This is a genomic window from Bradyrhizobium sp. 1200_D9_N1_1 (assembly GCF_052075915.1).
GTDB classification, from domain to species: Bacteria; Pseudomonadota; Alphaproteobacteria; order Rhizobiales; family Xanthobacteraceae; genus Bradyrhizobium; species Bradyrhizobium diazoefficiens.
The window spans coordinates 1,198,969-1,225,340 of sequence record NZ_CP197226.1 but is presented as its reverse complement, the minus strand read 5'-3'; the positions used below and the strand labels follow the sequence as shown (position 1 = coordinate 1,225,340).

Annotated in this window: 23 protein-coding genes; 7 read left to right on the top strand and 16 right to left on the bottom strand. The window is 65.6% G+C overall.

Annotated elements, in window-relative coordinates:
* Positions 1-50: 50 nt before the first annotated feature.
* Positions 51-1,307, bottom strand: coding sequence for an aminopeptidase (locus AB5K84_RS05905; protein ID WP_011090664.1), 1,257 nt, complete (start codon positions 1,305-1,307; stop codon positions 51-53).
* A gap of 113 nt (positions 1,308-1,420) precedes the next feature.
* A complete protein-coding gene (pcaB, locus tag AB5K84_RS05900) occupies positions 1,421-2,782 on the bottom strand; it encodes a 3-carboxy-cis,cis-muconate cycloisomerase (protein ID WP_011090665.1) in 1,362 nt (453 codons plus the stop codon).
* Between the two features lie 509 nt (positions 2,783-3,291).
* Between pcaB and AB5K84_RS05895 the strand changes: the two genes are divergently transcribed.
* Positions 3,292-4,851, top strand: coding sequence for a winged helix-turn-helix domain-containing tetratricopeptide repeat protein (locus AB5K84_RS05895; RefSeq protein ID WP_038966114.1), 1,560 nt, complete (start codon positions 3,292-3,294; stop codon positions 4,849-4,851).
* Positions 4,852-4,913: 62 nt separating this feature from the next.
* On the opposite strand, the gene phnE (AB5K84_RS05890) is transcribed toward AB5K84_RS05895, so the two are convergent.
* From phnE (AB5K84_RS05890) to phnC, 4 genes are all read right to left on the bottom strand, one after another.
* Positions 4,914-5,762, bottom strand: a complete 849-nt coding sequence (gene phnE, locus AB5K84_RS05890) for a phosphonate ABC transporter, permease protein PhnE (RefSeq protein ID WP_011090667.1) — start codon at positions 5,760-5,762, stop codon at positions 4,914-4,916.
* A complete protein-coding gene (gene phnE, locus AB5K84_RS05885) occupies positions 5,759-6,643 on the bottom strand; it encodes a phosphonate ABC transporter, permease protein PhnE (RefSeq protein WP_011090668.1) in 885 nt (294 codons plus the stop codon). Before phnE (AB5K84_RS05885) ends, phnE (AB5K84_RS05890) begins: the two co-directional genes overlap by 4 nt.
* A gap of 75 nt (positions 6,644-6,718) precedes the next feature.
* Entirely contained in the window at positions 6,719-7,654 is a 936-nt protein-coding gene (gene phnD, locus AB5K84_RS05880) for a phosphonate ABC transporter substrate-binding protein (RefSeq protein WP_011090669.1), read from the bottom strand.
* Positions 7,655-7,718: 64 nt separating this feature from the next.
* Positions 7,719-8,528, bottom strand: a complete 810-nt coding sequence (gene phnC / locus AB5K84_RS05875; protein ID WP_011090670.1) for a phosphonate ABC transporter ATP-binding protein — start codon at positions 8,526-8,528, stop codon at positions 7,719-7,721.
* A gap of 173 nt (positions 8,529-8,701) precedes the next feature.
* Between phnC and AB5K84_RS05870 the strand changes: the two genes are divergently transcribed.
* Genes AB5K84_RS05870 through AB5K84_RS05860 form a run of 3 tightly spaced genes read left to right on the top strand, consistent with a single transcriptional unit; the run spans position 8,702 to position 11,268 of the window.
* Positions 8,702-9,361, top strand: coding sequence for a chloramphenicol acetyltransferase (locus AB5K84_RS05870; protein ID WP_038966112.1), 660 nt, complete (start codon positions 8,702-8,704; stop codon positions 9,359-9,361).
* Entirely contained in the window at positions 9,358-10,551 is a 1,194-nt protein-coding gene (locus AB5K84_RS05865; protein WP_011090672.1) for an alpha-D-ribose 1-methylphosphonate 5-triphosphate diphosphatase, read from the top strand. The genes AB5K84_RS05870 and AB5K84_RS05865 overlap by 4 nt, the downstream gene beginning before the upstream one ends.
* 18 nt (positions 10,552-10,569) lie before the next feature.
* Positions 10,570-11,268: a DUF1045 domain-containing protein gene (locus AB5K84_RS05860; RefSeq protein ID WP_011090673.1), complete on the top strand. Its 699-nt coding sequence runs from the start codon at positions 10,570-10,572 to the stop codon at positions 11,266-11,268.
* 3 nt (positions 11,269-11,271) lie between these two features.
* Here the strand turns inward: AB5K84_RS05860 and AB5K84_RS05855 are convergent, their stop codons facing one another.
* From AB5K84_RS05855 to AB5K84_RS05825, 7 genes are all read right to left on the bottom strand, one after another.
* Entirely contained in the window at positions 11,272-11,865 is a 594-nt protein-coding gene (locus tag AB5K84_RS05855) for a hypothetical protein (protein WP_011090674.1), read from the bottom strand.
* A gap of 83 nt (positions 11,866-11,948) precedes the next feature.
* Positions 11,949-13,349, bottom strand: a complete 1,401-nt coding sequence (locus AB5K84_RS05850) for a selenium-binding protein SBP56-related protein (protein ID WP_011090675.1) — start codon at positions 13,347-13,349, stop codon at positions 11,949-11,951.
* A 375-nt stretch (positions 13,350-13,724) separates the two neighbouring features.
* Positions 13,725-14,666 (bottom strand): dihydrodipicolinate synthase family protein, encoded by a 942-nt coding sequence (locus AB5K84_RS05845; protein WP_038966109.1) that lies wholly within the window; start codon positions 14,664-14,666, stop codon positions 13,725-13,727.
* Positions 14,667-14,790: 124 nt separating this feature from the next.
* A complete protein-coding gene (locus AB5K84_RS05840) occupies positions 14,791-16,872 on the bottom strand; it encodes a methyl-accepting chemotaxis protein (protein ID WP_063921559.1) in 2,082 nt (693 codons plus the stop codon).
* A 123-nt stretch (positions 16,873-16,995) separates the two neighbouring features.
* The gene (locus AB5K84_RS05835) at positions 16,996-17,766 is read right to left on the bottom strand and encodes an enoyl-CoA hydratase (protein WP_011090678.1); all 771 of its coding nucleotides are present in this window, start codon (positions 17,764-17,766) and stop codon (positions 16,996-16,998) included.
* Positions 17,767-17,778: 12 nt separating this feature from the next.
* Positions 17,779-18,252 (bottom strand): MarR family winged helix-turn-helix transcriptional regulator, encoded by a 474-nt coding sequence (locus AB5K84_RS05830; protein ID WP_011090679.1) that lies wholly within the window; start codon positions 18,250-18,252, stop codon positions 17,779-17,781.
* A gap of 51 nt (positions 18,253-18,303) precedes the next feature.
* The gene (locus AB5K84_RS05825; protein WP_011090680.1) at positions 18,304-18,957 is read right to left on the bottom strand and encodes a TetR/AcrR family transcriptional regulator; all 654 of its coding nucleotides are present in this window, start codon (positions 18,955-18,957) and stop codon (positions 18,304-18,306) included.
* A gap of 91 nt (positions 18,958-19,048) precedes the next feature.
* Here AB5K84_RS05825 and AB5K84_RS05820 point away from each other — a divergent pair, with 91 nt between their 5' ends.
* Together AB5K84_RS05820 and AB5K84_RS05815 are read left to right on the top strand one after the other, a co-directional pair.
* Entirely contained in the window at positions 19,049-20,296 is a 1,248-nt protein-coding gene (locus AB5K84_RS05820) for an HlyD family secretion protein (protein ID WP_038966096.1), read from the top strand.
* Positions 20,244-21,857, top strand: a complete 1,614-nt coding sequence (locus AB5K84_RS05815) for a DHA2 family efflux MFS transporter permease subunit (protein WP_038966095.1) — start codon at positions 20,244-20,246, stop codon at positions 21,855-21,857. Before AB5K84_RS05820 ends, AB5K84_RS05815 begins: the two co-directional genes overlap by 53 nt.
* A gap of 18 nt (positions 21,858-21,875) precedes the next feature.
* Here the strand turns inward: AB5K84_RS05815 and AB5K84_RS05810 are convergent, their stop codons facing one another.
* Entirely contained in the window at positions 21,876-22,355 is a 480-nt protein-coding gene (locus AB5K84_RS05810) for a baeRF12 domain-containing protein (RefSeq protein ID WP_011090683.1), read from the bottom strand.
* Positions 22,356-22,567: 212 nt separating this feature from the next.
* On the opposite strand from AB5K84_RS05810, the gene AB5K84_RS05805 reads away from it, so the two are divergent.
* On the top strand, positions 22,568-23,095 hold the full coding sequence (locus AB5K84_RS05805; RefSeq protein WP_011090684.1) for an Hsp20/alpha crystallin family protein: 528 nt from the start codon (positions 22,568-22,570) through the stop codon (positions 23,093-23,095).
* Between the two features lie 60 nt (positions 23,096-23,155).
* Here the strand turns inward: AB5K84_RS05805 and AB5K84_RS05800 are convergent, their stop codons facing one another.
* Positions 23,156-24,817 (bottom strand): tannase/feruloyl esterase family alpha/beta hydrolase, encoded by a 1,662-nt coding sequence (locus AB5K84_RS05800; protein WP_038966103.1) that lies wholly within the window; start codon positions 24,815-24,817, stop codon positions 23,156-23,158.
* A gap of 98 nt (positions 24,818-24,915) precedes the next feature.
* Positions 24,916-26,370, bottom strand: a complete 1,455-nt coding sequence (locus tag AB5K84_RS05795) for a GntP family permease (RefSeq protein WP_011090686.1) — start codon at positions 26,368-26,370, stop codon at positions 24,916-24,918.
* Between the last annotated feature and the right edge of the window lie 2 nt (positions 26,371-26,372).

Below are 26,372 nucleotides of genomic sequence, written 5' to 3'. Positions count from 1 at the left end.
GACCGTTGCGAGGACGTTCACCCCTCCCCAGCGGGGAGAGGTGAAGCAAACTACTTCGCCCACTCGCCCTTGCGGAACACTGGCACCTTGCTGCCGTCGGCGAGGATGCCGTCGATGTCGGTCTCGGCCGAGCCGATCATCCAGTCGATATGGATCAGGCTCTGGTTGCCGCCCTGCGCGGCGATCTGCTGCGGCGTGAGCTGGGCGCCGTTGACGAAGCATTTCGAGTAGCACTGGCCGAGCGCGATGTGCGAGGCCGCGTTCTCGTCGAACAGCGTGTTGTAGAACAACAGCCCGCTCTGCGAGATCGGCGAGGAATGCGGCACCAGCGCCACCTCGCCGAGACGGCGCGCGCCCTCGTCGGTGTCGAGCACCTTGTTCAGCACCTCGGCGCCGCGCGAGGCCTTCGCGTCGACGATCCTGCCGTCCTCGAAGCGCACCGCGATGTTGTCGATCAGCGTGCCCTGGTAGGACAGCGGTTTCGAGCTCACGACATGACCATAGACGCGGCGGCAATGCGGCGTGGTGAAGACCTCTTCGGTCGGGATGTTGGCGTTGCAGCTGATACCGTTCTTGGACAGGGAGGCGCCGCCTTCCCATTCATGGCCGTCGGCAAGGCCGATGGTGAGATCGGTGCCCGGGCCTGAGTACTGCAACGCGCGGAAACGCTGGCCGTTGAGCCAGTTGGTGCGCTCGCGCAGCACCGCATTGTGGCTCGCCCAATTGGCCATCGCGTCCTCGCGATCGACGCGGGAGGCCGCGAAGATCGCATCCGCGAGCTTGCCGATCGCAACGTCCTCGGGATCGTTGGGGAACACCTGCTTGGCCCATGATGGGCTCGGATAGGCGATGATGTTCCAGTTGGTGTCGAAATTGACGATCTTTTCCAGTGCCGGCTGATAGGCCATCGAGTTGGCCTTGCTGGCGCGCGCTACCTTGGACGGATCCTCGCCCGACAGCAGCATCGGATTGTCGCCGACGATGGCGAGCCGCGCGGTGTTGTCGGAGAATGCCTTGGCCATGCCCTCATAGAGCCAGCCGGCGGCGCGATCGAAACTGTTGTCGTGACCGTGGCGGTAACGCGCCAGCGTCATCTCCTCGTCCGACAGGATCGGCGTCACGATACCGGCGCCGGCCTTGTAGGCATGAACGGCGATCCGCCGCACCAGCGGCAGCGCGATCGCCGGCGCCGTCAGGAGCAGATCCTGTCCCGGCCGCAAGCCCAGGCCCACCTTCACCGCCACCTCGGCCAGCCGGTCGAGTTTCGCGGGATCGATGGGAGTGGAGGTGATGCGTTGATCGGTCATGCCGGGTCCTCTGCCGAAAGTCTCTCGCTCAATCTAAGTCTAGCATCGCGAGACACAAGTATACGAGCGTATTGGGGGCGACGAAAGATACGCAGTTTCGCGCATCTTGGTTTTCAACGCGTTGCCGATTTCAGCACCCGGTCGACCATGGCGGGAGCAAGGCCGAGGTAATTTTTCGGTGAAGTGAGCGCATCGATCGTGGCGCGGTCGATTCTGGCAGAGACGCGCGAGTCGGACGAGAGCGCGTCCGCCAGCGTCAAACCTTTCTCGTTGGCGAGCCGGCAGGCGTCATAGACCACGTCATGCGCCTCCTGCCGCCCGATCTGGGGCGCGAGCCCCATCATGACCGCTTCGGCCACAATCAGGCCCCGGCTGATGGCGAGATTGTCGTTCATCTTCGCCTCGTCGACGATGAGGCCCGCGAGCGCGAACCTCGCCTGGTGCAGCGCCCCCGCGGCCAGCACGAAGCTTTCGGGGATTGCCATCCACTCGGCGTGCCAGGGGCCGGTGGCGCGCTCGAAATCCTGCACCATCGCATCCAGCATCAGGCCCGCGTGCTGGCGCACCGCCTTGGACGCCGCCAGCATCAGTTCCGAGGAGATCGGGTTGCGCTTCTGCGGCATGGTCGAGGAGGCGCCACGGCCCTTGACGAAGGGCTCGTAGACCTCGGCGAACTCGGTCGAGGCCATGATCATGATGTCGAGCGCGATCTTGCCGAGCGAGCCGGTGACGAGCGCGAGGAAGTTCACGGCCTCGGCAAAGCCGTCGCGCGCGACGTGCCAGGTCGAGGCGGGAACGCCGAGCTTCAGCTCGTCGCACAGCGCCTCCTGCACCTCAAAGCCCTTGTCGCCGAGCGAGGCCAGCGTGCCGGCGGCGCCGGCGAACTCGCCCACCAGGACCCGCGGCTTCAATTGCGCCAGACGCTCGGCGTGGCGATCGAACATCGCTAGCCAAATCGCGGTCTTGTAGCCGAAGGTCACCGGCAGCGCCTGCTGGAGATGAGTGCGCCCCGCCATCGGCGTATCGCGATGGCGCCTGGAGAGGTCGGCGAGAATCTTTCGCAGCTCCGCGATGTCGCGCTCGACGATCTCGAGCGCGGCACGCAATTGCAGCACTACGGCGGTATCCATGATGTCCTGCGTGGTCGCGCCCCAATGCACGTAACGGCCGGCATCGCCGCATTGCTTCACCATCTGGTGCACCAAGGGCAGGATCGGATAGCCGACGATGTCAGTCTCCTGCCTGAGCAGGTCGAAATCGAGCGCGGCAACGTCGGTCCGCGCCGCGATCTGGTCGGCGGCATCCTGCGGGATCACGCCGCATTTGGCCTCCGCCTTCGCCAGCGCCACCTCGACCTCGGCATAGCGCGCAACCAGCGCGACATCGGAAAACACCTCGCGCATCTCAGGCGTGCCGAAGGCGTCGCGGAACAGCATGGAGTCGAGCACGGTGGTCGAGGCGTGGAGAGCGGGCATGGGCGTTTCTTTATGGTTGGTGTTTTGTGTGGAAGCAGCTTACGCAGGCCGCGCCGTTCGGCAATGGACAATGCCGGGTCATCACACATTCGGAGTCTTGCATTAGTCTCGCCGCCGCGCGTCAAACCATCGGCTCCGTCATCCCCGCGCAACCGCGAAGCGGTTGTCGCTGGAGGTGCGAACCATGCGACGCGACGCGTCGCGTGGAGAGCCTCGAAGGATGGCAGGCCGGGATGCGGGCCGTCGCCCTTCGAGGGCCGCTGAAGAAGCGGCCACCTCAGGGTGAAGGGAAGCGCGGTCGGCGATATCAGATTGAGTACGTGGCCTGCGACAATCCGACTCCAGCCGCCACATTCCAGTCGAGGCTGCACTCCTCCCCGCAAATGGCATGGCAGCCATCTTGAGATCGCAATGAACCAAGCGGCCTCCCGGCGGACTCACAGACTTAGGTCGAAATCCGTTTTGCTTTGTCATTGCCCCGATGTCGTCGTGAGGTCTGAGTTTTCGACGTGCAGTTTCTGTTCCGGGATCACCTTCTCGACACCGACCGGCGCGAGCTGAGCCGCGAGCAGGTTCCCGTTTCCGTGGAACCGCAGGTTTTCGACCTCGTCGTCCATCTCATGGAAAACCGCGACCGGGTGGTCAGCAAGGACGAGCTGATCGACAAGATCTGGCACGGGCGCAGCGTCTCCGAATCCACCCTGACCAGCCGGATCAATGCGGCACGCAAGGCGGTCGGCGACAACGGCGCGAGCCAGGCGCTGATCCGAACCATCGCGCGCAAGGGTTTTCGTTTCGTCGGCGACGTCGAGACCAAGCTCGCCGCGGCCGCGCCGGAACCCGGCCGGTGGATACCAGCGCCGCAGGCGACACTCGCGCTGCCCGACCGGCCCGCCATCGCCGTGCTGCCCTTCACCAATATGAGCGGTGACCGCGAGCAGGACTATTTCTCCGACGGCATCAGCGAGGACATCATCACTGCGCTGTCGAAGCTGCGCTGGTTCTTCGTCGTCGCGCGCAACTCCTCCTTCGTCTACAAGGGCCGCGCCGTGCACATGCACGAGGTCGCGCGCGAGCTCGGCGTGCGCTACGTGGTCGAAGGCAGCGTGCGGCGGAGCGGCGAGCGCGTGCGCATCTCGGCCCAGCTCAACGACGTCTCGACCGGCAGCCATCTCTGGGCCGAACGCTACGACCGCGAGCTTGCCGACATCTTCGCCGTGCAGGACGACATCACCGAGGCGATCGTCGCCGCGATCGAGCCGCAGCTCTATACGGCCGAGAGCTTTCGCGCCGGGCAGAAGCCGCCGGGCAGCCTGGATGCCTGGGACCTCGTCATGCGCGCATTGTCGCATTACTGGCGCATCACCCGCGAGGACAATGCGGCCGCGCAAGGGCTGCTCGAGAAGGCCGTCGCGATCGATCCCGCCTATGGCAAGGCGCTGGGCCTGCTCGCGACCAGCCATATCTTCGGCGCGCATATGGGCTGGGCCGACATGGCCGCGACCGTGCCGGTCGCCGAACGCGCGGCGCTTGCGGCGGTGGAGGCCGATCGCGAGGACGCCTGGGCCCATCACGGCCTCGCCTACACCTACCTGTTCCGCCGCCGCTTCGACGACGCGCTGGCGGAGTTCGAGCTGACCTTGAGGCTCAATCCGAATTTCGCGATGGCGCACGCCTTCTACGGCGTGACGCTGTGCTACGCGGGACGATGGCAGGACGGCGATGCCGCCGCGCGCCGCGCGCTGCGGCTGAGCCCGCGCGATCCGCTCGCGGCGATCTATTGCGGGGTCGCCGCCTATGCCCAGTTCATCGGCCGCAATTACGAGGCAAGCTTGCAGATGGCGCGGGAATCGATGCGGCAGCGCGCCGATTTCGTCGGCGCACATCGCGTGCTGACGGCGGCCGCCGGCATGCTGGGTGATCCGGTCCTTGCCGCGTCCGCGCTGGAAGGCTTGCGCCGCGCCCAGCCCGGCATCTCGCTCGCCTGGATCACAAGCGAGCTGCCGATGCTGCTGGAGCAGGACCGCGAGCATTATCTGGAAGGATTGCGTCGCGCAGGGATGGAGTAGACTTCTCGCGCAGCATCGAGAGTGCGCCCTCCCCCCACAAGGGGCGAAGGGAGGCGAACAACCTAAGCCACCGCGCGCCGGCCGATGATCGCGAAACGGAGCTTGCCCGAGATGAAATCGATCGCGGCGACCGCGACCAGGATCATCAGGATCAGGAACGACACCTTCTGCCATTCCAGCACACGGATCTGCTCGGCGAGCTGGAGGCCGATGCCGCCGGCGCCGACGATGCCGATGATGGTGGCCGAGCGGGTGTTGGACTCGATGAAATAGAGCACCTGGCCGGCGATCACGGGCAGAACCTGTGGCAACAGGCCAAAGCGGATCTCGTGCAGTGCGCTGCCGCCGGAGGCGCGGATGCCCTCGACCTGCTTCTGGTCGGCGCCCTCGATCGCCTCCGAGAACAACTTGCCGAAGGCGCCGAAATCGGACACGGCGATGGCGAGCACGCCGGCGAAGGGGCCCAGGCCGACGACATTGATCCAAACAAGCGCCCAGATCAGCGTATCGACGCCGCGGATCGAATCCAGGAAACGGCGGATCGGGAAGCGCAGGATGTTTGACGGCACCACGTTGCGGGCGGCGAGCAGGCTGACCGGCAGCGCGAACAATGCGGCGAGCGTCGTGCCGAGCAGAGCGATCGACAGCGTCTCGCCGAGCGCCTTCAGATAGATCGGCAGCGAGGAGCCGGGATCGGGGGGGATCATCATCAGGCTGATCCAGCCGAGCTGGCTGAGGCCTGCGACGAAGCGCGACGGCGAGAAGTCGAGATCGACGAGGCCGTACACCAGGACCGCGAACGCCGCGACGATCATCGCCGGCATTGCGAGCCGCGCCGAGGCAGGCCGGTCGAACACGTCAGGATAGCGCGCGCGAAGCTCTCGCGTGTCAACCTCTTGCGGCCGCGTCACGTCCGCGCCTCCTTGCCGAACAGGCGGCCGCGCAGCCAGCCGGTGGTGATGTCTATGATGAAGACCGTAATGATGATGGTGAGCAGGATCGCGCTGACGTCCGAATAATAGAATTTGCGGATGGCGACGACGAGCTCCTGGCCGATGCCGCCGGCACCGACAAAGCCCATCACCGAGGCTTCGCGAACGTTGATCTCGAAGCGCAGCAGCGCGTAGCTGGCATAGCCCGCGGTCACCTGCGGCACGACGGCAAAGCGCATGCAGGAGAGCCAGCTCGCGCCGGTCGAGCGGATACCCTCGACCGGCTTCATGTCGGCGTTCTCGACGATCTCCGAGAACAATTTTCCGAGCGCGCCGGTGGAATGGATCGCGATCGCAAGCACGCCAGCCATCGGCCCGAGCCCGAAGGCGATCACGAAGATCAGCGCGAAGACGATGCCCGGGACGGTGCGTGCAAATTCGAGCAGACGCCGCACCGTAAAGCGCAGCCAGGGCGCGGGCGAGGTGTTTTCCGCCGCGAAGAAGTTCAGGACAAAGGCGAGGGTCGCACCGGTCAGCGTGCCGACATAGCTGATCAGCAGCGTCTCACCGAGCATCTTCAACCATTTGCGCCAGCCCCAAAGCCACTCGCCGACATCGGTCCAGACCCGCTGGCCGTTGTCGAGCGTGAGGATGCGATCGAAATAGCTGACGAAGTTGCCGAAATAGGTGAAGAAGGTGCGCAGGTTCACTTCGGCGCCGATCGCGGCGAGAAGCAGCGCGGCGGCGAACACCACGATTCCGAGCAAGAGACGGAGCCGCCTGCGCGCGACCGCCTGATTGTAAGCGGTGTTCAGCGCAGCCAGTTGCTGCTCGGGCAGGATCGAAACCGCGAGGGTCATCTGTTCAGGAAAAGTGGCCGATCAAAGAGAAAGAGCCGGGTCCATCGACCCGGCTCGAGTAGCTCGTCCCGAAACTCAGGACGCCTTCTTCTTACGCAGTGCATCGACGAACTTGATCAGCTCGATCGTGCCATCCCAGTCCTTGGTGGTGGCGGGATGGAAACCCTTCTTCTGGCCGTCCTGGAGGCGATCGAAGGCCGCCTTGTCCTTGGCCGGCGCGTCGAAGAACGCCTTCGCGATCGCCGCCTTCGCCTCTTCCGGCAGGTCGGAGTTGTAGGCATAGGGACCGTTGATGATCGGCGCCGACTTGTGGATGATGCGGAAATCGTCCTTCTTCATCGGCGAGCCGTCGGCATTCTTCAGCATGCCCTTGGTCAGCATCTGCGCCAGCGTCGAATCGTCGTCGCTGGTCCACTGGTTGGCCGCGACATCGACCGTGCCCTGCGCCAGCGCCAGGATCGCGTTCTCATGGCTGCCGGTGAAGACGACCTTGCTGAAATAGGTGTCGGCGTCCGCGATGCCCATCTTGTCGAGCTCGAAGCGCGGCACGTTGTTGCCGGACGTCGAGTTCGGGTCGACGAGGCCGAGGTTCTTGCCCTTGAGCTGGTCGATGCTCTTGTAGGGGCTGCTCGCCTTGACGAAGAACACCGAATAGTAGCCGGTCGAGCCGTCGGCGTTGATGTCGTTGGCAAACGCGTCGGTCTTGACGCCGGTCAGGCGGGCGCGGGCGAACGAGGCCGAGCCGTAGCTGGCGATATGGATATTGCCGGCGCGCTGGCCTTCGATGACGGCGGCGTAGTCATTGGCGATACGCAGCGTGACCTTCACGCCCAATTCCTTGGAGAGATAGCTCATGAACGGCGCCCAGCGCTCGGTCACGCCCGAGGCGTTTTCCGCCGGAATGACCGCGAAGGTCAGCTCGGAATATTTGGCTTTCCAGTCGTCGGCGGAGGCCGAGGTCGTGAATGCGAGCGCGGCGGCGCCGGCAAGAACTAGTCTGCGAGTGATCATGATACCCTCTTCATCGGTTGGGGTCGGTTGACGCAAAAACTGGCAACGACAGAAGCGATGCGGCTCAGGCGGCGGCCGCCGTTCCAAGCGCCGGAATGCCCTCGGGCGCCGGCACGGGCGAGCCGCCCATGACGTCGGTGGCTTCGAGATCGTAGAGCTCGCGCGCGACGTGATCGGTCAGCGCAGACGGTGCGCCGTCGAACACGACACGGCCCTGCGCCATGCCGATCAGGCGGTCGCAATAGCTGCGCGCCAAGTCGAGCGAATGCAGGTTGCAGAGCACGGTGATGCCGAAATGCTTGTTGATGCGCAGCAGCGCATCCATCACGATCTTGGTGTTGCGCGGGTCGAGCGAAGCGATCGGCTCGTCGGCGAGAATGATGTCGGGCTGCTGCACCAGCGCGCGGGCGATCGCGACGCGCTGCTGCTGGCCGCCGGAGAGCTGGTCGGCGCGCTGCGCGGCGAGCGCGGCGATATCGAACTGCTCGAGCGCGGACATCGCCAGCGCCTTGTCGTGTTCGGGCCAGGTCTGCGACAGCGAGCGCCAGGCCGGCATCGTCGCGAGGCGCCCCATCAGGACGTTGGTGAGAACATCGAGCCGGCCGACGAGGTTGAACTGCTGGAAGATCATCGCCGAGCGCGCCCGCCACTGCCGCAGCTCCTTGCCGCGCAGCGCTGTGACGTCGGTGCCGTCGAACAGGATGCGGCCCTGCGTCGGCGTCACCAGGCGGTTGATGGTCCGCAGCAGGGTGGACTTGCCCGCGCCGGATCTTCCGATCACGCCGACGAATCCGCCGGGGGAAATTTGAAACGAAGCGTCGTCCACCGCGGCTTTTGCGCCAAAGCGGCACGTCAGACCTTCAACCACCAGCATGCAGGGCTCCAGAGTAGCTGGGACCCACCGCTAACGCCGACGCTTGACACTTGTGTGACATGCACGTTGCGGTGCGGCGATCCAACACACCTCATCCCCTGTCATCGCTGCGTCATGACATTGTCATCGAGCCGCTCGAAGAGGAACGCCCGCCCTCACGCTTCGGATACGACATGGCCGGCAAAGCCCTTTCAGTCCAACCGACCATCGATCCCTCGGCCAAGCTGCACGAGACCCGGCTCGGCGCCTATACCGAGGTCGGCGCGCGCACGATCCTGCATGAAGTGACGATGGGCGATTACTCCTATGTCGTGAACGATTCGCAGATCACCTACACCACGATCGGGAAATTCTGCTCAATTGCGGCGATGACGCGTATCAACCCCGGCAATCATCCGATGCATCGCGCGACGCAGGCGCACTTCACCTATCGTTCCAGCGCCTACTTCCCCGGCGAGAGCGACGACACGGAGTTCTTCGACTGGCGGCGCCAGCATCACGTCCATATCGGCCACGACGTCTGGATCGGCCATGGCGCGATCGTGCTGCCCGGCCGCAACATCGGCACCGGCGCGGTGATCGCGGCCGGCGCCATCGTCACCAAGGACGTACCCGCCTACACCATCGTCGCCGGCAATCCCGCGCGAATCGTGCGGCGGCGCTTCTCGGAAGAGATCGCCGGGCGGCTTGCGCGGCTCGCCTGGTGGGACTGGGATCACGACAAATTGCGTGAAGCCTTGCCCGATTTCCGCAGGCTCGGGATTGAAGATTTTCTCTCCACGTATGAAGCACGGGCACACTCCCCTGTCAGCAAACGAAGCGCGGTCGCGTGACAGACATTTTCCTTGAGGGCGGCCGGGCCCTGATCGGCACCGAGTTGGTCGAGACGTCACTCAGCGTGGCCGGAACGGACATCGCACGGGTCGATGCCGCCCGTGGCCGGGCTCGGCTCGCGATCGATGCGCGCAATCTGCTGGTGTTGCCGGGAATCGTCGATCTGCATGGCGATGCCTTCGAGCGGCAGATGATGCCGCGCGCCGGCGTGGACTTCCCGATCGACGTCGCGCTCGCGGACAGCGACCGCCAGGCGATCAGCAACGGCATCACCACGGTCTTTCACGCCACGACCTGCTCGTGGGAACCGGGCCTGCGCAGCGCCGACAATGCGCGCGGCCTGATGGAGGCGATCGAGCGGCAGCGTCCGCAATTCGCTGCCGACACCCGCTTCCATCTGCGGCACGAGACCTACAATCTCGATGCCGAGGCCGAGATCAGCCGGTGGCTCGCCGAGGGCCGCGTCGACCTGTTTGCCTTCAACGACCACATGGACGGCACCGTCGCCGACATGGCCAAGCCGCGCAAGCGCAACCGCATGGTGGAGCGCACTGGCTTGTCCAGCGAGGATTTTGACGGGCTGGTCGACCGCGTGATCTCGCGCGCCGCCGACGTGCCGGCCTCCGTGTCGCGGCTCGCTGCTTCTGCCCGTGCGGCAGACGTGCGGATGCTCTCGCATGACGATGCGACACCCGCGATGCGCCGGGAGTTTCGCGAACTCGGCGCTGACATCGCCGAGTTTCCGATCAACGAGGAGACGGCGCGGGCGGCAGCGAGCCACGGCGATGCCATCGTCTACGGCGCGCCGAACGTCGTGCGCGGCGGCAGCCACACCGGCTGGACCCGGGCATCCGACATGATCGCAAAGGGGCTCTGCTCGGTGCTGGCGTCGGACTATTACTATCCCGCGCAACTGCTCGCCGCGTTCCGCCTCGCCGCCGATGGCGTGTTGCCGCTGACGGAGGCCTGGAGCCTGGTCTCCGCGGAGCCTGCGCGCGCGGCCGGCCTTGCCGACCGCGGCATCCTCGCCGAAGGACGCCGCGCCGACATCCTCCTCGTCGACGACACCGTGCCGCTGCGGCCGCGGCTCGTCGCGGTGATATCAGGCGGAAAGCTCGTGCATCTCACCGATGCGACGCGACTGCTCAGCGCGGCGGCGGCGCCGCGCGAGGCTGTCGTCGCGGCATAAATTGGCTATGCTGAGGCGATGACAGGTTTTCCCCGCTACGCGATCTATTTTGCCGCCGGCGCCGACAGCGCGCTGACCCGCTTCGGCGCCAAGCTGCTCGGCTACGATGCCTACACCGGCGACGAGGTGCCGTTTCCGCCCGAGGCGCTGCACGTTGCACCGGACTGGCGTGACGTCTCCGCCGATCCCCGCAAATACGGCTTCCACGCCACGCTGAAGGCGCCGATGGCGCTGACGCCCGGCAGCACCGAGGCGGAGCTTATGGCAGCCTGCGCGACATTCGCCGAAACGGCGCGGCCGATCCCGGCCATCCGCCCGATCGTCGACACCATCAGCGGCTTCATCGCCGTCATCCCGGCCGAGCCGGTCGATGCGCTCCAGCAGCTCGCCGCCGATTGCGCACGCGAGTTCGATTCCTTCCGCGCCGCTCTCACCGCGGAAGACCGCGCACGCCGGAAGCCCGACAAACTCACCGAGCGGCAGCGCGATTATCTCGACCGCTGGGGTTACCCCTACGTCATGGAAGAATTTCGCTTCCACATGACCCTGACTGGGCGGCTGGATGCAGAGCGCCGCGGACCGATCCTGGAGATGTTGCGGACGCGGTTCGCGTCGCTTCGTCTCGACACGCTGGCGATCGACCGCCTCGCCCTGTTCAGGCAGAACGAGACCAAGGCGCGCTTCCGCATCATCGGCGAGTGGGCTTTGGCGCGATAGACCTCAGCGCCAGCTCGCAAGATTGAAGGCGAGCGCCACCGCGCCAACCAGAACGAGGCTGGTCGCCCAGACTGCATCCAGATTGAACCAGCTGCGCGAGACGAACCTCAATCCCAGATAGCGGTAGACCAGCCACGCCAGAGATCCGCCGGCGCTGACCATGGCGGCAACGTGCACCAGGGACACCAGCACCGCCATCCCGAGACTTGCCTTCATCAGCGCGCCCGCCGCCTCATGGCCGGCATCGAGCTCGAGGGCCTGGCAGAGCCCGAGATAGATCGGCACGAGCATCAAGGCCGCGCCGTGGGCAATGGCAACGGCGAATGACCAGAGCGCCAATTGCGTTGGCGGAATTCGTGCCAGCGCGCGGGGATGGCGCCGCTCGATCAGCCGATAGACACCGAAGCCGATGACGAGAAGGCTCGCACTGATCTGGATCGAACGCTGCCACTCGGCCAGCACGAGCAGGAACGCGAATGGCAGCAGCACGAGAAGTGTTGCCAGGAGATGTCCGGCCGCCAGGGCCCACAACGCACGGAACAGCGCGCGTGGGCTCTTGTCCATGAGCCCGGCCGAAACAGCGAGCGGCCATCCCATTCCCGGGTTGACCCCGTGGTAGAGGCCGCTCGCAACAAGAGCGAGCCAAAGCCAGCCAAGCGCCGGGCTCGCGTGCGCCCCATCTAGACCGACGGGTAGCAAAAGGAATCCGTCGAACAATCGCCGCCCTCGAGCCTGATCTGGTGCGCACGATATCCGTCGGGGAAGCTCACGAAATAGTCCTTGTCGAGCTCGAGGCCGCCGTTGCCGCCGACATTGGCCATGACTTCCACGCCCGGAACCCCGTCGGGATAGAACTGATCGTCCCAGGTGGAATAGAGCGAATTGGTCCAGTACACGCGCCTGCCGTCGCGGCTGATCTCGACCATCTGCGGACCGGCAGCAAATGCCTTGCCGTTCGGATGGGGGGTGCGGCGCGCGATGCCGCCGATGTGGACCGAGCCCGCAAGCTTCGGCTTTCGCGGATCACTCACATCGTACTGGCGCATTTCACCCGTGCCCCAGCACGAGACATAGAGGAACCGGTCATCCATCGACAGGTCGATGTCGGTCACCAGCGGCGGCACGGCGCCAAATCCCTGCAGCAGCGGCGGGAGCTTCTCCTTTGGCGCAGGTTCGGGAGGGATCGTCGCCGTCTTCTCGGCATGGAATTTTCCGCCTTCGCGCCACCAGGTCCAGATCGATGCTTCGAGGTTCGTGGTGTCGACCACGACGCCAACGAAGCCGTATTCGCGAACCGGATCGTGCGCGGGCCGCACCTCCAGCGCCATCTGATGATTGGCGCCGAGGTCGATGGTCTGGACGTTGCGACGGGCGCGAAGGTCCCAGAAGTGGAGACGATGGCCATATTTGTTCGACAGCAGATCTTCCGGAACGATCCCGTTCTCGAACTGCGGCGGCAATGCCCATTCGCTCGTCACCATGTAGTCGCGCGGCAGATTCCACCAGAAGTCATAATGCAGCGTCTGCGGGCCACGGTCGATCTCCCATCGTCCAAGGACCTCGAACGTCTCGCAATCCATGATGAAGACGCCCGGAGGTCCGTTGGTGCCGTCCTTGCCGCCGCCGCCCAGCGTGCTGACATAGATGCCGTCCGGCCCGCAATGGATGGTGTGCGGGCGCGAGTAGCCGGTCTTCTTGAAGACTTCCTCCGGTTCGATGATCTTGTGGATCTTGGCTTTGGTCGGATCGGGCTTGGTATCGATGATGTAGATCCGCGACGAGCGCAGCCCGGGGATGATGAGATAGCGCCGCTCGATGAAGGCGTGTCCGGCGAGCGGCGACAAGGCGGAAGAGCAGGCATTCCAGCCGAAGTGATGAAACTCGTCGCCTTTGTTGGGCATCGTCACGGTGTGGACGATCTGGCCATAGGTCGGCGATCCCGGCTTGACGTCGATGACCGCAAGAGCATCCGGCTTTGAGAAATCCGGACTGAGCAGCAACGTATAGGCAAAGTTCTCCGCAGGTGCTTCCATCGCAAGCTTGGGCGATGCGTGAAAGGTGGGATCCGGCCTCATCGTCATGGCACTGCCTCCCTGTTCTGTCGGTTCGCGCCAACCTGGCTCGGGACAGCGGCATAATGAAGAACTGGTGCGCGATGTCTTGAGCTGCTCCGCGGGCTTCGTTGGCGAGCCTACAATATGTCATCGCCGGGCTGCGGGAAACGGCCCGAGCCGCGCCAATTCGACGCCTTCCGCCAAATGGAAGCCGGCGGGATCAGGCTAGGGCCCCTCACACTCGGTGTCGTCCCGGCGAAGGCCGGGACCCATACCCCCAGGGAGGGGTTTGGCGAAGGCTAGTAGTAAAAGTCTTCCCGCGGTACCAACACCTGCGTTCACCGATAGATCACGCGGTATGGGTCCCGGCCTTCGCCGGGACGACGACTGGGGAATTGGCCGCTACTTCCCCCACCGCAGCGCCAGGGCATCCCGCTCCTTCGCCAGCTCCAGCAGCCCCGCGCGCGTCGCGGGATGCAGCGGCTGGAGCGGATGGCGCACGGCGTCCGATTTGATCACGCCGCCGGCCTGCATCATGGCCTTGCAGGCGATCAGGCCGCATTGGCGGTTCTCGTAGTTGATCAGCGGCAGCCAGCGCTCATAGGCGGCTTTCGCTTCCTCGCGCTTGCCGGCGAAATAGGGATCGATGATCTGGCGGATGCCGTCGGGATAGCCGCCGCCGGTCATGGCGCCGGTGGCGCCGGCGTCGAGATCGGCGAGCAGCGTGATCGCCTCCTCGCCGTCCCACGGGCCCTCGATATCCTTGCCGCCCACCTCGATCAGGCTGCGGAGCTTTGCCGCGGCGCCCGGCACCTCGATCTTGAAATAGCGGATGTTGGAGAAGTCGCGCGACAGCCGGGCGAGCAGCTCGACCGACAGCGGCGTGCCGGCCACCGGCGCGTCCTGGATCATGATGGGAATATTGATCGCGCCGGAGAGCACCTTGAAGAATTCGACGATGCCCTTCTCCGGCACGCGAAACGTCGCGCCGTGATAGGGCGGCATGACCATCACCATGGCGGCACCGGCCGCTTCGGCCTGCTTGCTGCGCGCCGCACAGACGGCCGAGCTGAAATGGGTCGTGGTGACGATGACGGGAACCCGTCCCGCGACATGCTCCAGCACCGCATGCATCACGGTTTCGCGCTCGGCGTCGGTGAGCACGAACTGCTCGGAGAAATTGGCGAGGATGCAGAGGCCATTCGAGCCTGCATCGATCATGAAATCGATGCAGCGGCGCTGGCCCTCAAGGTCGAGCTCGCCGCGCTCGTCGAAGATGGTGGGCGCGACCGGGAACACGCCGCGATAGGGGCGCTGGGCCTTGTGGTGGGGCGTAACCGGCATCGAACTCTCCATCCCTGATATTCCTGCACATCTAACGCCGCACTCGCGCGGCACGACAGATGTACTCGGGGCGCGGATCGGCGGCAATGCCGATCCGCGTTCCGTTGGAACAGGGATGTGAAAGTTAAGCGGTCTTCACCGCGCCGAGGAAACCTTCGACCGCGACGCGGAGGCGATCGGCGTCTGCCGACATCTTCTTCACGGATTCCGACAGCACCGTGCCGGCGTTGCCGGTTTCCTGATTGAGCTTGGCGACGCTGCCGATGGTGTCGGTCACCTCACGGGTGCCTTGCGCGGCCTGCTGGAAGTTGCGCGAGATCTCGGTGGTGGCCGCCCGCTGCTGTTCGACGGCGGCCGCAATCGCGGTCATCTTCTCGTCGATGCCGCTGATGGCGCCGCCGATGGAACGGATGGCGGTTACCGCCTGACCGGTCGCGCCCTGGATCTCCTCGACCTGGCGGGAGATCTCTTCGGTGGCCGTCGCGGTCTGCGCGGCGAGACTCTTGACCTCGCCGGCGACCACGGCAAAGCCGCGGCCGGCCTCGCCCGCGCGTGCGGCCTCGATGGTGGCGTTCAGCGCAAGCAAATTGGTCTGGCCGGCAATGGCGTTGATCATCTTCACGACCTCGCCGATGCGGCTTGCGGTCTGGTCGAGGATTTCGACCGTGGCGTTGGTCCGCTCGGCCTGCGACACGGCCTCGCGGGCCTCGCGCGCGCTCGACTGCACCTGCGCGGAAATCTCGCCGACGGAGGCCGAGAGCTCCTCGGTCGCGGCAGCGATGGTCTCGAGATTGTTGGTGGCCTGCTCGGCAGAGGAGGCGACCGCCGCGGTCTGGCTGCTGGATTCCGAGACCAGCGTACGCACATCGGTCGCCGTCGCATCGAGCTCCCGCGCCGACGCGGCAACGCCGTGGATGACGGCCTGCACGGTGTCGTCGAAGCTGCGGCAGGCGGCATCGACGGTGCCGGAGCGGGCAAGCTGGAGCGCCTGCTGCGATTCACGTTCCTGACCGAGACGCTCCGCGGTCGCGGCGCTCTCGCGCAGGCTCTCGAGCGCAGCCGCCATGGTGCCGAACTCGTCGGGATACCGGGATTGCGGAACCGGTGTCGAATAATCTCGCGCGCCGATGCGGGCGATGGCATCGAGAATGGCGCGCACCGGACGCATGAGGCGCGTGCGCACCACATAGACGCCGGCCAAGGTCACCGCGAGCGCCACAAGGAAGGCGAGCGACTGCACGACGAGATTGGTGAGGGCCTTGGCCTGAACGGCCTCGGCGCGCGCGATCGACTGGTCCAGCGCCTTGTTCGCGACCGCGACGATCGACGCGAACGGCGACTGGCACAGCGCATTCCATTCCGAGGCGGGCATCGCGGGCTTGCCGCTGCCGTCAAAATTCCTGGTGAGCTCTCCGATCTGCTTCAGGACGCCATCGGTCTTGGCCTTCGCGTCCGACGCTGCCGTAACCAGCTCCGCCGTCACCTCGGGCGCAGCCAGCAACTCGGCCATCCCCGCCCAGCCAGAGGCGATCGTGCCATCCCATTGCGCCACCGACCGCTTCTGAACGTCGTCGAGCGGCTTGCTGCTGTTGACGTTCGAGCGAAGCGACGAACAATGGACCCCATAACGGTCGCGCACCTGCCAGGCAAAGCGGCGAACCTGAATCATGCGGGCGATGTAGGGATCGTTCATCCAGGCGCGGTTTGACACCGCGGTGGAGGCGAGGTTCGCGGTGTCGATGACCTTGGTGACGGCATCGTACCAGACATTGGTACGTTCCATCTTGCGCTCGGCCCGCGGACGCTTGGCTTCGTCGTAGAACAACTCGAACTGCGGCGCGGCTTCGTTCCAGCGCTGCTTCAGCGTATTCGCGAGCTCGTCGCGCCGGTCGAATTCGATCGTGGAGAGCGCCGAAGCGATGGATTCATAGCCGGCCTGCTCGGCCTTCTCTGCGGCTCCCAACTTGGCGCGCGGCTCGTCCTCGCCGAGCAGTGCGCTCTGGGCGTCGCCGCGATTGTTGCGCAGCGACAGCACGCCGTGGAAGATGGTCTTGTCGGCGGCGGCAAGCCGCGCGGTTTCGAGACTGTCGCTGTAACGGCCGAAGGCCCCGACCATCTGGATCGCCGTGCTGGCCAGGGCGCCGGCCGCAAGCAGGGCCATCAAGGTCAGAAGAAGCGAGCTTACCGATTTCTTAAACATTGCCATGAGGTCAAGGGGCCTACTCTTCAACGAGTGGCCACCTTGCATCGCAACCTGCCAATGTTTCGTTAAGGTTTTAGTCGATTTGAGCCGGCTCCGCCTGCACCCATTCGGGCGGCCCGCCGCTCCTTACGCGACTTTCGTAAAATCGGGCGCCCGGCGCTCGGCAAACGCCGTGAACGCTTCACGCGCCTCCGCGGTGCGCACGCGCTGCGCGAACTGCTCGCCCTCCGCCTGCATCTGCGCGACCAGCGCCTCGCCGTTACGCATCAGCTTCTTGGTGGCGGTGAGCGCGCCGGCCGGCTGGCGGGCGAGACGCTGCGCCAGCGCGAGGGTCTCGGCGTCGAGCTTGTCGAGCGGGACAACGCGGTTGGCGAGCCCCCATTCCAGCGCAGCCTTCGCCGGCACCGTCTCACCCAGCGCAAACATCTCGTAGGCGCGGGCATAGCCGATGCGCGCCGGCATCAGCAGGCTGGAGGCGGCTTCCGGCACCAGCGCGAGGCTGACGAAGGGCGTGGACAATTGCGCGTTGTCGGCGAGCACGACGAGATCGCAATGCAGCAGCATCGTGGTGCCGACGCCGACGGCGCGGCCCTGCACGGCCGCAACCAGCGGCCGCGTGCAGCGCGCCAGCGACTGGATGAAGCGTATGACGTTGCGGCTGCCTTCCGACTTTCCGCTCGCAACGGCCGCGAACTCGCCGACGTCGTTGCCGGCGGTGAACATGTCGCCCTCGCCGCGGATCAGGATCACACGAGCGGACGGATCGAATTCGGCGGACTCGATTGCATCGGCGAGCTTGCCGTACATCGCATCGGTCAGCGCGTTCTTCTTGTCGGGGCGCGCCAGCGTGAGCGTGAGAATTCCACCGTTGTTCTCGATCCGGACGTGCTCGGTCATTGGGCTCTCCTCTTATTCCTCTGGATCTCTTGCAGGGTCTCTTGCAGGGTCTCTTGGAAACTTGTCCTGAATGCTCGACAGCCAGCGCGCGACGATGTCGATCTCGGCGCTGGTAAATCCGTCCGTCAGCGCCGCGTTGATCTCCGCCGCCGAGGTTTTTGCATGCGCCAGCACGGTACGCCCCTTCGGCGTCAGCCACACGCGCCAGGCGCGTCCGTCCTCGCGATCGGGCCGCCGCTCGATCAGCCTTGCGGCTGCGGTGCGGTCGACGAGGCCGGAAATCCCGGCCGGCCCCATATCCAGCGCCGCGCCTGCCTCTCCCATCAGGACGCCGTCCTGCCTGCCGAGGATGAACAACAGCCCCGCCTGCGCCGGCGTCACCTCGCTCTCGGGCTGCGCCGCCATCCAGCGCTGCAACCGGCGTTGCGCGACGCTGAGCAGGTAGATCAGCCGGTGATGCCTCGCTGCGGCGGTTTTATTTCGCATGCGAAATAGATAGCCGAGACCGACCGGATTGTCAAAGGGCGGCTGCCGGGCCTAGATAGCGCGACAGCCATCCAGAAACAGCGCCGCGCAGGTCTTGACGCGCCGCTCGATGTCCTTGCGTGACGGCAGCGCCAACCCGCCATAGATCGCCGCACGCTGCGGCGCCGACGCGACCATGCCGATCAGCATCCCGGCGGCCTCCTCGACGTCATCGAGCGCGATGCGCTTCTTCTTCACCTGGGCACGCAGCCAGCCGGCAAGCGCCGTGACGGTGCGGGAGATGCCGTTCTTGTAGAAATGGGCTGCAAGCTCCGGGAATGCGGCCGATTCCTGCAGCACCATGCGCTGCAACGCCACGACTTCCGGATCGAGCGCAAGATCCGCGCAGGCCAGCAGCGCGGCGCGCAGGCCCTTTTCGATGTCGACCTCGTCGCTTGCCTGGAGATCGACCGCGGAGAGCAGCCGCTCGAGCCTGTCGGCGCACATCGCCTCGAACAGCGCGGCCTTGCCGGGAAACAGACGATAGAGCGTCTTGGTGGAGATGCCGGCGCGGCGCGCCAGCTCCTCGGTGCTGGTCGCCGCATAGCCGTCGCCGGCAAAGGCCTGCCGTGCGGCCTCGAGAACGATTCCCTTCGTCTCCTCGTCGCTACGCACCGGCGGCCGACCGCGCGGACGGCATTCGTTTTCCGATTTTGCCTGAGCCATGTCTTTACATGATGCCTGTCATTCCATTGACAATTCCAAAGCTAGTCGCATTTTGGAAATTATCAAGTTTCCTAATTCAGGGGAGCCGGCCATGACCGTCCACACCACCCCGACTGCCGCCGCCCAGACCGCCCTTCCAGCGGCCGCCCTGGAGGGCGTCCTGCCCGCCGCGCCGGTCCAGGCACGCCGGAAAAAGCTCAATTTTCGCAAGCTGTTGCTGATGGGAGCCGCAGCCGTCGCGCTGGCCGGCGCCAGCTGGTACGGCTACGACTACTGGACCGTCGGCCAGTACCTCGTCTCCACCGATGACGCCTATGTGAAGGCCGACAACACCACGATCGCGCCGAAGGTCAGCGGCTATCTCAACCGGGTCCTGGTCGCCGATAACGAGCATGTGAAGGCCGGTCAGGTGCTGGCCCGGATCGACGACCGCGACTTCCGCGTCGCGCTTGACCAGGCCAGGGCCGATGTGCAGGCGGCGAACGCGACGATCGCCAGCAAGGAAGCGCAGCTCGAGGTTCAGCAGGCGGTGATCAAGGCCGCGCGCGCCACGCTCGACGTCGACCAGGCCGCCCTCACCTTCGCCGCTCAGGACAACAAGCGCTACACCGATCTCGCCGCGACCGGCTCCGGCAGCGTGCAAAATGCGCAGCAGGCGCAATCGCGCATCGCCTCGGCACAGGCGACGCTCGAGCGCGACACCGCCAACCTCGCTTCGGCTCTCAAGCAGGTCGACCTGCTCAAGGCCGAGATCGTGCAGGCCAAGGCGGCGGCCGCGCGCGCGGAAGCCGTGCAGCACCAGGCCGAGCTGAACCTCGGCTACACCACCGTGATCTCGCCGATCGACGGCGTCGTCGGCAACCGCTCCTTGCGCGTCGGCCAGTTCGTGCAGGCGGGAACGCAGCTGATGTCGATCGTGCCGACTGATGGCGCCTATGTCGTCGCCAATTTCAAGGAGACGCAGCTCACCCACGTGCAGGCGGGACAGGCCGTCGACATCGAGGTCGACATGTTCCCGGGCCAGATCGTGCACGGCCGCGTCGATTCCATCGCACCCGCCAGCGGCCAGGAGTTCGCGCTGCTGCCGCCCGACAACGCCACCGGCAATTTCACCAAGGTGGTGCAGCGCATCCCGGTCAAGATCGCGCTCGACGCCGCGCATGGCCCCGCGATTGCGCTCCGGCCCGGCATGTCCGTGATCCCGACCATTGCAACACGTTCGACCGCGCCGGCCGCGAATGCGGCCGCCGCGCCCAAAGCGAAGCTCGTCTCCGGAGGGTCGTGCCATGTCAAACAGCCTTTCAATTTCGACGCAAGCAGCACCGGCCGCGACGCCTGATCGCGCCGTCGCCGATCCCGCCCGCGCGAGCGCCGCGACCTGGATCGCCGTGCTCGCCGCCATGATCGGCTCGTTCATGGCGATCCTGAACATCCAGATCACCAACGCCTCGCTGCTCAACATCGAGGGCGGCATCGGCACCGGCGCGGACAACGGCTCCTGGATCTCGACGTCGTATCTGATCGGCGAGATCATCGTGATCCCGCTGACCGACTATTTGAGCCGCGTGTTCTCGTTCCGCCGCTACATGCTGGCGAGCGCGTCGCTGTTCGCCGCCTTCTCCGTCGCCTGCGCCTTCACGCACGATCTGCCGTCGATGATCGCGATGCGCGGCCTGCAAGGCTTTGCCGGCGGCGTGCTGATCCCGATGGCGTTCACGCTGGTGCTGACCAAGCTGCCGAAGCCGCAGCAGCCGGTGGGGCTCGCGATCTTTGCGCTGTCCGTGACCTTCGCCCCGGCGATCGGCCCGACCATCGGCGGCTATCTCACCGAAACCTACGGCTGGCGCACCATCTTCTTCGTCAACGTGATCCCGACCGCGGTGATGGTGGCGGCGCTCTATCTGACGCTGGAGAAGCAGAAGATGCAGCTCGGCCTCCTGAAGGAGGGCGACTGGGCCGGCATCTTCACCATGGCGATCGGACTGTCGGCGCTGCAAGCGGTGCTGGAGGAAGGCAACAAGGACGACTGGTTCTCCTCGCCCTTCATCGTCAAGCTCGCGGTGATCGCGGCCGTCAGCCTGACGCTGTTCGTCACGATCGAGCTCACGATCGAGAAGCCGCTGATCCGGCTGCGCCTCCTCGCTCAGCGCAATTTCGGCTTCGGCACGCTCGCGATGACCATGGTCGGCTTCGCGCTGTTCGGCTCGGTCTACATTCTGCCCGCCTATCTCGGCCAGGCGCAGGGCTATAACGCCGAGCAGATCGGCAACGTGCTGGCCTGGACCGGCCTGCCGCAGCTCGTGCTGATCCCGCTGATCCCGAAACTGATGCAGCGCTTCGACACGCGCTACATCGCGATCACCGGACTTCTGATCTTCGCCTACAGCTGCTTCATGAACACGGCGATGTCGCCGGACTATGCCGGCGACCAGCTCTGGATCCCGAACATCGTGCGCGCCGTGGGGCAGGCGATGGTGCTGACGCCGCTGACCTCTGTGCTGACGGGCGGCATCGCACCGCAGGATGCGGCCGCAGCCTCCGGCATCAGCAACATGTTCCGCAACCTCGGCGGCGCGATCGGCACGGCGACGCTTGCCACCATCATCACCAAGCGCGAGCAATTCCACTCCAACATCATCGGCCAGTCGGTCACGCTCGGCCGCGAGGAGGTCCGCAGCCGCATCGCGCAGATGACGGACTACTTCATCGCGCACGGCGTGCCCGACCCCCATGCCGCGCGCGAGCAGGCCATCATCGCGCTCGGCAAGACCGTGAAGCGCCAGGCGCTGGTGATGGGCTATTCCGACACCTTTGCGGTGATCGGCGCCGTGCTGGTGCTCGCCGCGATCGCGGTCCTGCTGACGCGGCGGGTGAAGGCGGCGGGTGGGCCGGCGCATTGAGCCGTTCCGTTGACGTCCTCAGTGCTCTGCCGTCAGATGCTGCGCGATCTCGTCGATCGGATGCCTGGTGAGATCCTTGTGGACCTCGGCGATGATGCGCGCCTTGACGTCGGCATGAAGGGCTTCGCGCAGATCGGCCAGCGTTCGCGGGGGGGCCACGACAACAAGCGCCTTCACGTCGCGCTCGCGAACGAGCTGTTGCATTGCGCCTGCCACGCGCCGCGCGAAGCGATGCTGCTCGAGATGGTGCCAGTCGGCGGCCTCGACCGCGGTTCTCTGTCCCATTGGGCTATTCAAGCGGCCCGGACGATCGGTGCCCTGCTCACGCGTGGGCGGATTCTCATCCTCGTGCACTTGCTCCATCTTCAGGCTTGGATGCAACGAATTGCCGTCGTTGCGCAGGAACAGGGCCTTGCGGCCGTCGCCAACAAACACGAGCGCGTTGTGAGGGATGTTCAGCAGCCTCATATCGATGCTCCGGCGTTGCCAGCCGAACATTCAAACTCTCGTTTGCCGACGAGGTTAACTCAAATCAATGCGAGTCAGTCGCCGAAAAACGGTCCGCAATACTTACCGATGTCTGCATGCCCGAGCTCGCATCCTGGCCCCTGCGGCCGCGCTTCCGAATTTGAGACAAATCAAGGACAGGCTGTAAGCACCGATGGACGTTTGGCGCATTGAACGAGCTCTATCTCTGAAGGAGAGAGATCATGGCAAACGAAACCAAGCTCCCCGTCACCAAGAAAACCAACGAACCCGCATTTGGCGGCGAAACGTGGCGACCGTTCGAGGCGCTCCGCAAGGAAGTCGATCGGCTGTTCGAGGATTTCGGCACTGACGATTTCTGGCGCCGCCCGTTCCGTTCGCTCGCCGGCTTCGAGCGCAATTTGGCACAGAAGCTCGTGAGCACACCGGCCGTCGATGTCACCGAAAGCGACAAGGCCTATGAGATCACGGCCGAATTGCCCGGAATGGACGAGAAGGACATCGAGGTGAACGTCGCCAATGACGGGCTCACCATCAAGGGCGAGAAGAAATTCGAGAGGGAGGAGAAGCAGAAGGACTATTACGTCTCCGAGCGACGCTATGGTTCCTTTGAACGCCACTTCGGCCTCCCCAAGGATGTCGAAGCCGACAAGATCGAAGCGTCGTTCAGAAACGGCGTGCTTAAAGTGACGCTGCCGAAGACGGCGGAAGCGCAGAAGCCCGCCAAGAAGATCGAGGTCAAGGCGGCCTGACCCCCAGGCATCGGCGCGAGGCCGCCAAGGCGCAGCGGCCTCGCGGGATTTGCGCTGATCTCACTGCGCGCAGAAATAGCTCGACGCCTCCGTCACCGCACCCGCCTTGTAATGCGGCCAGGCCGGCCAGCGGCACAGCGGCAGCGCCCGCGTCACCGCGAACAACGGCCCTTCGACCTTTTGCTCGGTGACCTCCAGGTCGCCGGGCGCCTTGCCGTTCTCGACCCAGTCGACCAGCACGCTCAGCATGTCGACATTGGCCGGCGCGCCGGAACCGACATGGTCGACGCCAGGCGCGGTGTAGAGCCTTGCGAACAACTCCGTCGTCGCCGAGCCCATCAGGCGCTCGACGCTTTCGAAATAGCGGATGCCGGCATAGGGATTCTGCGCATAATCGGCCATGTGCTCGAGCATGATCAGCCGGCCGCCGTGGGCGCGGAAGCGGCTGAGATCGGGGTCGGTCGAGTCCATCAGGCTGGAGACCTCAAGCAACCGCGCCTTGTGCGCCTCCGGCTTGTAGGTCGTGACGTCGAGATTGGGATCTCGCGCGAACACATACCGGATGCCGCCGGCGCCGTAGATCCAGGCGATGCCGTTGTTGGGCGCGGGCGGCTGCGCCGGTGGCGCGGTGCCGAGCCACCACGCGACCCAGCCGCCGGTCGGACCGGCCGCCGGCGTGTCCTCACCCGACACGCCCCAGCCCGGATAGTCGTCGAGGCCGTTGGCGAGCGCGAACGGGAATTTGTAGGTCGCATGCAGCGTGTTGACCGCCTTGATCTGCGCATCGGTGAGACACTGATCGCCGCTCTTGCCGGCCTCACAGCGCAGCGTCTCGACCTTGAACGCCGCCTTACAGGATACGGGATCCTGCACCAGCGCATCGACGGAACCGTCGGCCTTGTCGCACGCCGCGCGCACGGCATCGCCGACGAGCTTGACTTGCGCCGGGTTGATCCAGCCGTCGCCCATGGTCACGAGGCCCGAACGCGTGCCGGCATGCTGGAGGCCGACCCAGTTGATGACAGGCACGCGGGCAAAGATCCCGTCGAAATCATCGGGGTAGCGCTGCGCCATGGTGAGGCCTTCGCGACCGCCCTCGGACGAGCCCATGAAGTACATCTTCTCGGGCGTCCTGCCGTAGGCGCGCTGCATCAGCGCGACGGCAACGTCGCGAACCTTTTTGTAGGCACGATGGGCGAAGTTCTCGAAGGCTTCGTCGTTGAGCGCGAACACCTGCGGCGGCTCGCCCGGCCTGGACTCATGGCCGGAATCGGTACCGTAGGTGACGAAGCCGCGCGCGAGCGGCGAGGGCTTGTCGAACGGATAGGCGGGCGGCAGCGAAAGGCCGGTGATCAGCACGCCGTTGAAGCCGCCGCCGCCATATTGCACTGAGCGGCCGTTCCATTCGACCGGCAGGTTGACCTGAAACTTGATCGGCGGCGCCTTGGGATCGACGGGATCGATATGGCCGAGCACCTTGCAGAAGCCGGGATTGGCCGGCGTGATGCGCCCCGATGGTGTCGGGCCGCGCTCCGCAACAGCGAGTTGCGACGGCGCCTGCAACGTCGCAGAATCGATCTTCCCGGCATCGACGCCGCCGACGAGCCCCTTGCAGACCGTGTCGGCATCCTCCACCAGCGTCACCGCCGACGCGCCGCTCGCGCCCATCGCCGCCGCCGCGCCCACGAGCCATGCGCACAGCTTCGCTCTCTTTCGCGTCATCGTTTCCACCCGGTGTTCGCTGTTTGTTGGATTTGGCCAGTTGGCCGCATTGAATGCAACCTTCAACGTTCCGTCAATCGCTCACGTTCGCATTTTGATCAGAACGATCCGAACGCGCTGCCCAGCGCGATCACGGCGACCAGCGCCAGCAGCGACGTCACGATGCCGACCATGACGATGTCGAAATAGCTGTCACGGTGCGTCAGGCCGCAGATCGCGAGCAGGCTGACCACCGCGCCATTGTGTGGCAGGATGTCCAGCGTCCCCGAGCCGATCACCGCGACTCGATGCATCAGCGAGAGCTCGATCCCGGTGCGTGCGGCGAGTTCGACATAGGTCGGGCCGAGCGCTTCGAGCGCGATGGTCAGCCCGCCCGATGCCGAACCGGTCAGCGCGGCCAGGATGTTGGTCGCGACGGCGAGCGAGACCAGCGGACCACCTTCGATCGCGAGCACCCAGTCGCGCACGATCGTGAACGCCGGCAGCGAGGCGACGACGGCACCGAATCCGACGAGGCTGGCGACACTGAACGCAGGCAGCACCGACGCATTGGCCCCGGCGTCCATGGTCCGGCGAAGCGCCGGCAGGCGGGCACGGTTGAGTGCGATGGTGGTGACGATGGCCGCCGCCAGCGCCACCGCGACCGACCACACGCCCGCGACGGCCGCGAGCGACGTTTCGCCAAAACGCTGCTCGGCGAGATAGCTGACATCGAGCCGCGGCAGCACCACCAGCGACATCACCAGATTCACGGTGACGACGACGACCAGCGGCGCGATGGCGTTCAGCACAGGCGAAGGCCGGTCGCTGCGATGACCGTGTTGTAGTTCAGCCGGATCGAACTCGCGCGCGGTCGTTGCGCGCTCGCGCACGAGTTCGTCGGCGGCGGCCTGCTCGATCAAGCCGTCGGCATCGTCGCCATAGCCTTCTCCGGCGCGGCGGGCTGCTGCCTCGGCGCGATGCAGCCACCACAACCCCGCGCCGAGCATGATGAGGGAGGCGGTGATGCCGAGGCCCGGTGCGGCGAACGGCGTCGTCCCGAAGAACGGCATCGGGATCGCATTCTGGATCGACGGCGTGCCTGGCAGGGCCGACATCGTGAAGGTCGACGTTCCCAGCACGATCGCGGCCGGGATCAGGCGGCGCGGGATCGAAGCCGCGCGAAACAGCGAACGGGCCATGGGAACGATGACGAAGAACGCGACGAACAGGCTGACGCCGCCATAGGTGACCAGCGCGCCGGCGAGAACGACCGCCAGGATCACGCGCCGCTCGCCAAGGCGCTCCGCCATGAAGCCGGCGACCGACGTCACCGCGCCGCTGTCATCCATCAACTTGCCGAAGACGGCACCAAGCAGAAAGATCGGGAAGAACTGCGCCAGAAATCCCGCAGCATTCACCATGAAGACTTGCGTCAGGTTCGCAAGCAACGGTTCGCCGCCGAACAGGGCAGCAACGAGTGCCGCGAACGGCGCGAGCAGAAGCACGCTCCAGCCGCGAAAGGCAAACAGGACAAGCAGGCCGAGCCCGACGAGGAGGCCGAGGAGACCCATGT